Annotated in this window: 10 protein-coding genes; all 10 read right to left on the bottom strand. The window is 54.1% G+C overall.

Going from position 1 to position 9,569, the window contains the following annotated elements; genetic code table 11:
- Positions 1–585 (bottom strand): radical SAM protein (locus tag NTW95_13610; protein MCX6558443.1); only part of this gene is annotated, 585 nt, incomplete at its 3' end.
- Between the two features lie 43 nt (positions 586–628).
- A complete protein-coding gene (locus NTW95_13605; GenBank protein ID MCX6558442.1) occupies positions 629–1,732 on the bottom strand; it encodes an ABC transporter permease in 1,104 nt (367 codons plus the stop codon).
- Entirely contained in the window at positions 1,729–2,853 is a 1,125-nt protein-coding gene (locus tag NTW95_13600) for an ABC transporter permease (GenBank protein MCX6558441.1), read from the bottom strand. Before NTW95_13600 ends, NTW95_13605 begins: the two co-directional genes overlap by 4 nt.
- A 168-nt stretch (positions 2,854–3,021) precedes the next feature.
- Positions 3,022–4,125 carry an ABC transporter permease gene (locus NTW95_13595; protein MCX6558440.1) on the bottom strand — a complete coding sequence of 368 codons (1,104 nt, stop codon included), beginning with the start codon at positions 4,123–4,125 and terminating at the stop codon, positions 3,022–3,024.
- Positions 4,122–5,246, bottom strand: a complete 1,125-nt coding sequence (locus NTW95_13590) for an ABC transporter permease (protein MCX6558439.1) — start codon at positions 5,244–5,246, stop codon at positions 4,122–4,124. Before NTW95_13590 ends, NTW95_13595 begins: the two co-directional genes overlap by 4 nt.
- Positions 5,233–5,973, bottom strand: coding sequence for an ABC transporter ATP-binding protein (locus NTW95_13585; GenBank protein ID MCX6558438.1), 741 nt, complete (start codon positions 5,971–5,973; stop codon positions 5,233–5,235). The genes NTW95_13590 and NTW95_13585 overlap by 14 nt, the downstream gene beginning before the upstream one ends.
- Positions 5,970–6,860 (bottom strand): ABC transporter ATP-binding protein, encoded by an 891-nt coding sequence (locus tag NTW95_13580; GenBank protein ID MCX6558437.1) that lies wholly within the window; start codon positions 6,858–6,860, stop codon positions 5,970–5,972. Before NTW95_13580 ends, NTW95_13585 begins: the two co-directional genes overlap by 4 nt.
- A gap of 9 nt (positions 6,861–6,869) precedes the next feature.
- The gene (locus NTW95_13575; protein MCX6558436.1) at positions 6,870–7,751 is read right to left on the bottom strand and encodes an efflux RND transporter periplasmic adaptor subunit; all 882 of its coding nucleotides are present in this window, start codon (positions 7,749–7,751) and stop codon (positions 6,870–6,872) included.
- A complete protein-coding gene (locus NTW95_13570) occupies positions 7,748–9,055 on the bottom strand; it encodes a TolC family protein (GenBank protein ID MCX6558435.1) in 1,308 nt (435 codons plus the stop codon). The genes NTW95_13575 and NTW95_13570 overlap by 4 nt, the downstream gene beginning before the upstream one ends.
- A partial coding sequence (locus NTW95_13565) for a TetR family transcriptional regulator C-terminal domain-containing protein (GenBank protein ID MCX6558434.1) occupies positions 9,052–9,569 on the bottom strand: 518 nt, incomplete at its 5' end. The genes NTW95_13565 and NTW95_13570, both read right to left, overlap by 4 nt.

The following is a 9,569-nucleotide window of genomic DNA, read 5'->3' as shown; positions in this document are numbered from 1 at the left end:
TGGCGAGGGAAAGTTGGGCCAGGGGTCGAAGGGGGGATCGGCCTGGATGGACGGGTCGTGGCCGACGACGTAGTTGGAGGCGATATGGATCTCCAGCCGCGCGCCGCTGCCCAGGCGGAATTTTTCCTCGACCACGTCGTCGATCAGGGCGAAAAAATCCCTGAACGGCAGGCGCGGATAGCCGCGCATGCGGTAGGAATCCCGGGTGGCCGTCTGCAGGCTGAGGGCCAGGGTCACGTTGCCGTGCTTGAGGATATCCTTCTGGACCGCCTTGTCGGCGAGCAGGGTCATGTTGCTGATCACGGTGACCAGGTGCCCCTCGCTTTCCAGGAGGTCGAGGTATTCATAGAGGCGCTTGTTGAGCAGCGGCTCGCCCATCACGTTCAACAGAACCGGCGGGCGCAGGCCGAGGGCGTGGAGCTGGTCGAGGAAACTGCGCACATGGGCGTCATCGATCATCCGCTTTTCCCGGCGCAGGACATCGGAGGGGCAGAACGAGCAATGCATGTTGCAATGGCTGGTCAGCTCGATGAAGACGGTGCGCGGCGCAACGACCGGGGATTTCTCTTCAGGCGTTATGGGCACGGATGGGAGTGTAAGGAAATTTCGGCCAAATAGCAATAGTCCGTCACTTGGAAATGAAGCGCTTGAAATTCAGCAGCGAAATGGAGACCAGGGTCACCGCGATGCCGCTCAATGCCAGCAGATCCTTCCAGAAAAAGGCGATGCCGTTGCCTTTCAAAAATATCTCACGGATGATTTTCATCAAGTAGCGCAGCGGATTGATGGCGGACACAAAACGCAGGCCCGGGGGAATGTTTTCGATCGGGGTGAAAAATCCCGACATCAACAGGAAAATCAACAGGGAAAACCAGCCGAAAAACATGGCCTGTTGTTGGGTGGAGGCAAGGACCGAGATCAGCAGGGCATAGGCAAGAATGGCCGCCATGTATACCAGCGCAGCCAATGCCAGCTCCAAAATATTACCGCGGAAAGGGATGCCAAACCACAAAACCACCACGAGCAGGCCGATGATCATATCCACAATGCCGATCAGCGCCGCAGGCAGGGCTTTGCCAATATATATCTCAAAGGCATTCAACCTGGAGATCAGAAGCGTATCAAGCGTCTGCTGCTCCTTTTCCCGCACCAGGGAAACCGAAGTCAGGAATATGGTTAGAATGGTCAGCAAAAAACCAACGATCCCCGGTCCCATGAAATTGATGCTGCGCAACTCGGGATTGAAGCGGAAGATGGTCCTGGCTTGCAACGGCAATGCTTGTCCCCGCCTGGAAATATCAGTGAGAATAGTGGTTTTGATGATGCCGTTAAAGTAACCGGCAGAGATCAGCGAGGTATTGGAATCGACGCCGTCCATTAAAATCTGGACATCGGGATATCTCAGGATTTGCCTTTTCCGGTCAAGCGAGTCGCGGAAAATAATGATGGATTTCACCGTTCCCTTTTTGAGGAGGGCCAGGTAATCTTCGGGTTGGCGCGTTACCTGGCGCACGTTGAAAAGCGGGCTGCAGCGGATACGCTGGATGACCTGCTCGGCTGTCTGGGCGCGCGACAGATTGACAATGCCAACCGGGATATTGCGGATGTCGGTGGAAATCACATAACCGAGGACAATGATCTGCAGGATGGGAGCCACAAAAATCAGGAACAGCAGCTCCTTTTGGCGGATGACCTCAATCAATTCCTTCTTGATCAAATAGCGTAATCTCATTGGACTGCCTTTCTCTGCAGGTTGAATTTGACAACGGCCGCCGTGAGCAGGATGACGCTGAGTAGGATGAGCATCATGCCCTCGAAAATGAAATGCTCAAACTGCGAACCCTTCAACACGACGCCGCGGATAATGCGCAGGAAATACGTGGCCGGAATAAACTTGGAAATTCCGCGTAAAAAGGGGCTCAATGAATCGAGCGGGAAAATGAACCCCGAAAGCAGATAGGAAGGCAGCATGGTAAAAATCTGCGCCGCCAGCATGGCGGCTTTCTGGGTGCGGGCGCTGGTAGAAATCAGGATGCCGATAGAGAGACCGGAGATGATGTAAAGAACGGCAAAAAGCAACAGCACAGCCAAATTGCCGCGGATGGTTATCCCGAACCAGAAGCGTGAGAAAAACAGGGTCAGCACGCCGTCCAGCAGGGCCACGATGATATAGGGAATGGTCTTGCCGATGATGATTTCGTGTGATTTCAGCGGCGAAATAAACAGCAGGGCGATGGAACCGCTTTCCCTTTCCTTGGATATGCTGATGGAAGTCAGCATGGCCGAAATCATCAGCAGTATGGCGGCGATCTGGCCGGGGATGAAAAAAACCGCGCTTCTGGCCTCGGGATTGAAATACACTTTGGTCCTCAGATTCAATAGCTGATCCACCTTTTTCATCCTGGCCATGAAGTTCAGGACGATCATTTCGTTGTACTGGTAAATCAGATTGGCGGTATTGGAGTTGCTGCCGTCGATGATGATCCCGAAATCACTTTGGCCGCGGCTGGTCAGGCTGCGGGCGAAGTCAACCGGAATGATGATGATTGCCTTGATTTCCTCCCGGCGCAGCATCGCTTCGGCGGAATGCAATTGGTTCTGGCTGCCGGTTTCCCTGACGAGCTTATGCAAAACATAGATGCGGTTATTGGCAAAACTCTGGACCAGCTGCCGGGACAAATCACTCCGCGAAAAGTCCACGACAACGGCATCGATGCGGTTTAAATCGTAAGAGACCGAATAGCCGAGAATGACAATCATAATGATCGGAGTGAAGAAAATAATGGTCAGGCTGCGTGGGTCGCGCAGGATGTGAAAAAATTCCTTGACGATGATCGCTTTAATCCTGTTCATGACCGGCAATCGCATCCTTGAAGAAGGGGGAAACCATTGGCAGCCATAGAAGAATTCTATGCAGTTGGCAGATCATAGTCAAGCTAAAATCGGTCATCCCTCACCCAGCAGAGGAGGCATGTAGTGATGCTATCACTATGCCGAGGTCTTCCGAATCATCTCGTGATGCTATTTGGAAATGAAGCGCTTGAAATTAAGCAATGAAATCGACATCAGGGTCAGGGCAATGCCGCTCAATATCAACAGGTCTTTCCAAAAAAAAGCGATGCTGTTGCCCTTTAAAAATATCTCGCGGATGATCTTGATCAGGTAGCGCAAAGGGTTGATGTCGGCCAGGATGCGCAAGAGCGGAGGAATGTTGTCCACGGGGGTGAAAAAGCCCGACATCAGCAGGAAGATCATTAGGGAGAACCAGGCGAAGAACATGGCCTGCTGGGTGGTGGCGGAAAGGACGGATATCAGCAGAGCGTAGGAAAGGATGGCTGCCAGATAGACCAGGGAAGCCAAGAACAGGTAGAACAAATTGCCGCGGAACGGGATGCCGAACCAGAGGACCACGACCACGAGGCCGATGACCATGTCGATCAACCCGATCAAGGCCGCCGGCAGGGCTTTGCCGATATAGATTTCCAGGGTGCTCAGCGGCGAGATGAGGAGGGTATCCAAGGTTTGCTGTTCCTTTTCCCTGACCATCGAGGCGGAAGTCAGGAACATGGTGATGATGGTCAGCAGGAAACCGACGATGCCCGGGCCCATGTAATTGATGCTGCGCAGCTGCGGGTTGAAGCGGAAAATGGCCTGGCCGCTCAGGGGCAGTCCTTGGCCCCGCTTTTCCATGTCATTGAGGATGTAGTTCTTGATGATGCCGTTGAAATATCCGGCGGCGATCATCGAGGTGTTGGAGTCCATGCCGTCCATGAGGATCTGCACTTCGGGGTATTTCAGGATGCTGCGCTTCTTGTCCAGTGCGTCGCGAAAGATCAGGACGGTCTTGACTTCACCTTTTTTTAGCAGGTAGAGATAGTCCTCGCTGCGGTCGTTCAGGGCACGCACGCGGAAAAGCGGTGTCTGGCGTACGCGCTGGATGATCTGCCCGGCCGCTTGCCCCTTGGCAAGATCGACGATGCCTACCGGCACATGGCGGATATCGGTGGAAATCACGTAGCCGAGGATGATGATCTGGATGACCGGACTGATGAACATCAATATCAGCAGCTCTTTTTGGCGGACGATCTCGATCAGTTCTTTCTTGACCAGATAAAACAGTTTCATTGCGCAGCCTTCCTTTGCCGGTTGAATTTCTTAGTGGCTGCAGCCAGCAGGACCATGCTGAGCACTATTAGCATGCCGCCTTCAAAAAGGAAATGCTTCAATTCCGCTCCTTTGAGGATCACGCCGCGGATGATGCGCAGAAAGTAAGTGGCGGGGATGATGTAGGATATCGCCCGCAAAACCGGGCTGAGTGAATCGAGGGGAAAAATGAAGCCGGAAAGGAGAAACGACGGCAGCATGGTTATCAGCAGCGTAGCCAGCATGGCTGTCCGTTGAGTCGGCGCCGATGCCGAGATCAGGATGCCCAAAGCAAGGCCGGAGACGATGTAGAGCAGGGCGAAGATCAGCAGGACCGCCAGGCTGCCACGCAGGGGAATACCGAACCAGAAGCGGGCAAAGAGCAGGATGACCACGCCGTCAAGCAGGGAGACAATAATGTAGGGAATGGTCTTGCCGATGATGATCTCCCGAGATTTCAGCGGTGAGATGAAAAGCAGGGCAATGGAGCCTGTTTCCCTCTCCTTGGCAACGCTCAACGAGGTGAGCATGGCCGAAATCATCAACAGAATGACGGCGACGAGCCCGGGGATGAAGAAAAACTGGCTCCTGGCTTCGGGATTGAAGAAGATCTTGGTGTTGATCTTGAGCAGCTGCCCGGCGCCTTTCATGGTGGCGATGAATTCCAGGATGATTCTTTCATCGTACTGGTAGACCAGGTTGGCAATATTGACATCGCTGCCGTCGATGATCAGGCCGATGGAGCACTGCTTTTTTTCAGCCAGGCAGCGGGAGAGATCGGCGGGGATGACGATGATCTCCTTGATTCCTTGCTGGCGCAGTATTTTCTCGGCAGCGGCCAGGGATAAGGTGTTTTGGCCATCAGTGCCGCGAGTGCGGATAACAAAGACACGATTGGCGGTAAAGGCCTGGACCAGTTGCTTGGACAGCCGGCTCTGGGAAAGGTCGATGACTGCGGCGTCGATGCGGTTCAGGTCGTACGAGACCGAGTAGCCGAGGATGAAGATCATGACCAGCGGGATCAAGAAAACCATGGTCAGGCTGCGCGGATCGCGCATGATATGAAAGAATTCCTTGAAAATGATCGCCTTAATTCTGCCCATGTTCTTGGATGGCATCCTTAAAGAGCTCTTCGATATTCACTTTTCCCTTCTGCCGCAGCAGTTCGTCCGGTTCGCCGCAGGCAACAATCTCGCCGTTGTGGATAATGATGATGCGGTCGCAGTATTCGGCCTCGTCCAGGTTGTGGGTGGAAACCAGCAGGGTCTTGCCACGCTTTTTTAGCCCGTATAACTCGTTCCAGAAAAGCCGGCGCGCTTCGGGATCGACCCCCGAGGTCGGCTCGTCGAGCAGGATGATCTCCGGTTCGGACATCAGGCAGACGAACAAGGCCACCTTCTGGCGGATGCCGGGCGGAACATCCTGGATCCTCTGCCTCAGGATAGCAGAGGCGACCTGCTCGTCCATCCGGGCCATATGCAGTCTCAGTTCAGCGGGCGCCAGGCCGGATATGCCGCCGAAGAATTCGATGTTCTCCATAGCCGTTAAAAGCGGGTAGAGCGAGAATTTTTGCGACATGTAACCCAGTTTTTTCTTTATGGCGGCAAGATGCTTCCGGTTGTCCAGGCCGCCGATCAAGACCGTTCCGGAGGTGATTTTCAGCAGACCGGTGATCATCTTGATGGTGGTCGTTTTGCCGGCGCCGTTGGGCCCCAGGAAACCGACGATTTCCCCCGGAGCCACGGTAAAGGAAATTCCCTTAACGGCCTGGAAATGGCCGAAGTTTTTGGACAGATCACTTACGGTAATGGCCGGAACGGGCGCGCTCATTGCCGCCTCTCATAATAAATGTACATGTCTTCCAGGGTCGGTTTTTCCTCCACTATTTCAAGATGCGGGATCTGGCGGCCCAAGTTTTCGGAGCCGGCCTGCATGTAGCGGATGAATTTGCCGCGCATATGTACCTGGCCTTCAAGGCCGGGTATGGCGGAGATGCGCGCCATCACTTCAAAAATATTGTCGCGCGGCAGGATGCGGAACAGGCGCGCCGGGAAAGAATCCCGCAAGCCGGCGATCGAATCCTGGCGCATCACCCGGCCGTTCTTGATGAACACGATGTTGTCCCCCTTTTCGGCTTCATCGAGGTACGGGGTCGACATGACGATCGTCTTGCCCTCATTTTTCAGGGCTTCGATGATGGCGAAGAATTCAATGCGCGACAGGGGATCGACACCGGTGGTCGGTTCGTCCAGGATGATCAGCTCCGGCGAGGAGAGCAGGATCGTCGACAGGGCCAGCTTTTGCTTCATGCCGCCGGAAAGGGCGCCGGCGCGACGCTTGCGAAAAGGGCTCATGCCGGTCCTTTCCAGCAGGCGTTTCTTGAGCTCTTCGCGCCTTGGCAACGGCACCTGCTGGACGGCGGCGAAAAAGTTCAGATTCTCCTCCACGCTCAGGTCGGTGTAGAGAGAAAACCTTTCGGGCATGAAGCCGCAGATCGAGGTGATCCGGGAATAGTCGCTGCCAATATCTTCTCCGTTCAGTAATATCGCCCCGGAATCCTTTTTGACCAGTCCAACCAGCATCTTGAAAAGGGTCGATTTGCCGGCGCCGTCAGCCCCGGTCAGAATGGTGATGGCCGCTTTTTTAACGGCCAGGGTGACATTGTCCACGGCCTTGATGGCGGCAAATGATTTAGAAACGTGCTCCAGGCGGATCATCGCCTGTCCCTACTTGCGGAATATGACGGTGACCGGCATGCCGATCTTGAAGACATCCAGATCGTGGTCGAGCCGGACCTTCACCTGGTACAGCAGGGCTTGGCGTTCTTTTTCGGCGACGATGTACTTGGGAGAAAACTCGGCCTTCCTGCCGAAGGTGGAGATCCGGCCGGAAAAAGAGCGTTCCTCCATGCCATCGACAATGATCCTGGCCTGCTGGCCGAGTTTCAGCGCGGCGATTTCCTTCTCCTCGATGAACACGTCAACGAACAGGCTGGACAGGTCCAAAATATCCGCTAGGGCCACGCCCGGGAATACTGCCTCTCCAGGGCTGATAAAGGTCTCCAGCACCACTCCGGAAGCAGGAGCGCGCAGCAGCAAGTCCCGTTCGGCCAGGTCCAGCGCTTGGCGCTTGTTGGCGATGTGCGCTTTCTGGATCTGCAGCGCTTCAAGGGATTTGTCCAGCTCAAAGAGCGAAGTCTGCGCGTCCTTCTGCTGCAAGCGCGATTTTTCCAGCTGCTCGCCGGAAATGGACTGGTTTTGCTTCAAGCGCTCGAAACGCTGTACCTGCTTCTGCCAGTAACCCAGGTTGGCCTTGAGCAGTTGCCGCTTCTCGCGGGTGCGGGTCTCGCTGTTGACGATCTCCCTTTCGCTTAAGGACAGTTCCTCCAGGCTGTTGCGGACCTTGTCGCGGTTGAGCTCGGCGATCAGCTCCCCTTTGTTCACGGCCTGGCCTTCCTGGATCAATAGCCTGTCCAAGGTTCCTGCCGCCAGGGCTTTGATGCTGGCGATCTCGCCATCGACCACGCCGGGCGCCCGGATCTCACGGTCATTTTTTCCGCAGGAATAAAAAAACAGTAGTAATAGCAGGAGCGTCGCCGTTTTTTTCATTCTTCCTCCTCGCATTTTCCGATCAAGGTGTCTATGTTGACCTTGAGCATTTCCATCTGCGTGGACAGCTCTTCACGGTTGGAAAGGTATCTTTCCTGGTTGGTCATGGCCGCCAGCAGGTCGGTATGATCGATCTGGTTTTCTTCGTAAAGTTCTTCTTTCAGGCGGATATCCTCCGCGGCGTAGGCGGACAAGTTGTCCAGCAGGACAAGTTTTTTCTCCAGGCTTTCTTTAAATAGATACAACTGGCGCAAATTCTTTTCGCTTTCACGGATGAAGTCGGCACGCTGGTTTTCTAGTTTGCGCGCTGCCATGTCGGCAAGAGTTTTGTCACGGCCGCCCTTGTTCCAGTTGAAAACGGGCATCGTGACGCTCAGCCCCCCCTGGACGTAAAAGGTCCACTGGTCTTTAAAAAAATTCTGGCCCGGACGGCCGTAGTGCAGTTCGGCGAAAGCACTGACCTGGGGAAGGTAGGCCCCGGTGATCGATTTTTTCTGTATCTGAATGATGCGCGCCCTCTCGTCCAACGATTTCAGCAACGGATGACCGGCCAGGAAATAGTCACGGACCGAGTCGAATGATTCATTTCTCTTCACGGGTTGGGAATCCACATCCTGCGGCTCATAGCTGCAAAGACTGTTGAAATGGACGGCCTCAGCCGCAATCAATTGCTCCAGGTCCATTAGACTCAGTTTGATTTCGTCGGCTTTGGCTCTCGTCTCTAAAAGGTCGGATTTTTTCACCAGTTCCTCAGTGTAAAGATTTTCCAGTTTTTGCAAATGCAGGTTCAGACTGGAGAGGAGAAAATTCAATGAATCCCGCTTTTTGCAGAACAGGAGGTAATTGAAATAGGAAAACCTAACCTTTCCGGCCAATTCGATCTTTTTCAGCCGGGTCAGGTCCTTTTCCGCAGCTCCCCGGATCGCCTCCATCTTCACGGCATTGTTCAGCAGGCCGCCGCTATAGAGCGGCTGGACCAATGACATTTTCAGATCGAAATTGTCGTTGGGGGCAGAAAGGACAACCGTTCCGGGGGGAATGTCCGCGCTGATCGGAAAGGGGAAATCAGAGATTTTGACCTCCACCTTGTCTGAAGTGTAGCGGTAGCTGCCGTTGAAAAAAACGGAAAAATATTTTTGCCGAAGCGCCGTCAGTCCGGCGATGGATGCGGCCTCTTCCTCCAACTTTTGGCTGTCCAGGCTGCGGCTGATGGCCCAGGCGCTGGCCACGGCCTGGGACAATGTCACCTTGGCCGGAAGCACGAAAACGATAGCCAAAAAAATGAAAAATAACAGTTTTTTCATTTCAGCATCCCCCGTTGTAAAATATTGACTACGCTGCCGATTCGTTTACGGTAAAAATCTTCGTCGCTGGCGACTTGGATGCCGGATATGGCCTCGACCATGGGCTTGCCGATGAATGAGAAAATGGACAGGGCGATGATGTTCATCATGAAATGGAGAGGGTCGGCCTCGGAGACCAGCCCCTGCTCGTACCAGCGCCGGATCAGTTCAAAAAGCGGATGGGGCTTGAAATTGGCCTTTTCAGCGATGATGGCGGCCATGAAGGCGCAGATGTTTTCGGGATTGTGGATCAGGTCGAAGGCCACGATGCGCACGAAATCGGGATGCTTGGCGATCAGCCGGATGTAGAGCTCGGGAAATTTTTCCATGAAGAGCGCCGGCATCAGCTCCGGCCTGATGAAATCGCCGATCTGGGTGAAGAACTCGCTCATGACCTCGTTGAGAATCGTCCGGTAAAGATTTTCCTTTGACGAAAAATAATAGAAAAGCATCGCTTTGTTGATGGCGGCGCTAC

Source organism: Candidatus Aminicenantes bacterium (assembly GCA_026393795.1).
Classification (GTDB): Bacteria; Acidobacteriota; Aminicenantia; order UBA2199; family UBA2199; genus UBA2199.
The sequence above is the reverse complement of the archived record's forward strand: the minus strand, read 5'-3'. Positions and strand labels throughout refer to the sequence as shown.

What these genes read in the sequence shown, in the direction of transcription:
- NTW95_13605 (MCX6558442.1), bottom strand. Translation starts at nt 1,732, where the DNA reads ATGAGATTACGCTATTTGATCAAGAAGGAATTGATTGAGGTCATCCGC.
- NTW95_13600 (MCX6558441.1), bottom strand. Translation starts at nt 2,853, where the DNA reads ATGAACAGGATTAAAGCGATCATCGTCAAGGAATTTTTTCACATCCTG.
- NTW95_13595 (MCX6558440.1), bottom strand. Translation starts at nt 4,125, where the DNA reads ATGAAACTGTTTTATCTGGTCAAGAAAGAACTGATCGAGATCGTCCGC.
- NTW95_13590 (MCX6558439.1), bottom strand. Translation starts at nt 5,246, where the DNA reads ATGGGCAGAATTAAGGCGATCATTTTCAAGGAATTCTTTCATATCATG.
- NTW95_13585 (MCX6558438.1), bottom strand. Translation starts at nt 5,973, where the DNA reads ATGAGCGCGCCCGTTCCGGCCATTACCGTAAGTGATCTGTCCAAAAAC.
- NTW95_13580 (MCX6558437.1), bottom strand. Translation starts at nt 6,860, where the DNA reads ATGATCCGCCTGGAGCACGTTTCTAAATCATTTGCCGCCATCAAGGCC.
- NTW95_13575 (MCX6558436.1), bottom strand. Translation starts at nt 7,751, where the DNA reads ATGAAAAAAACGGCGACGCTCCTGCTATTACTACTGTTTTTTTATTCC.
- NTW95_13570 (MCX6558435.1), bottom strand. Translation starts at nt 9,055, where the DNA reads ATGAAAAAACTGTTATTTTTCATTTTTTTGGCTATCGTTTTCGTGCTT.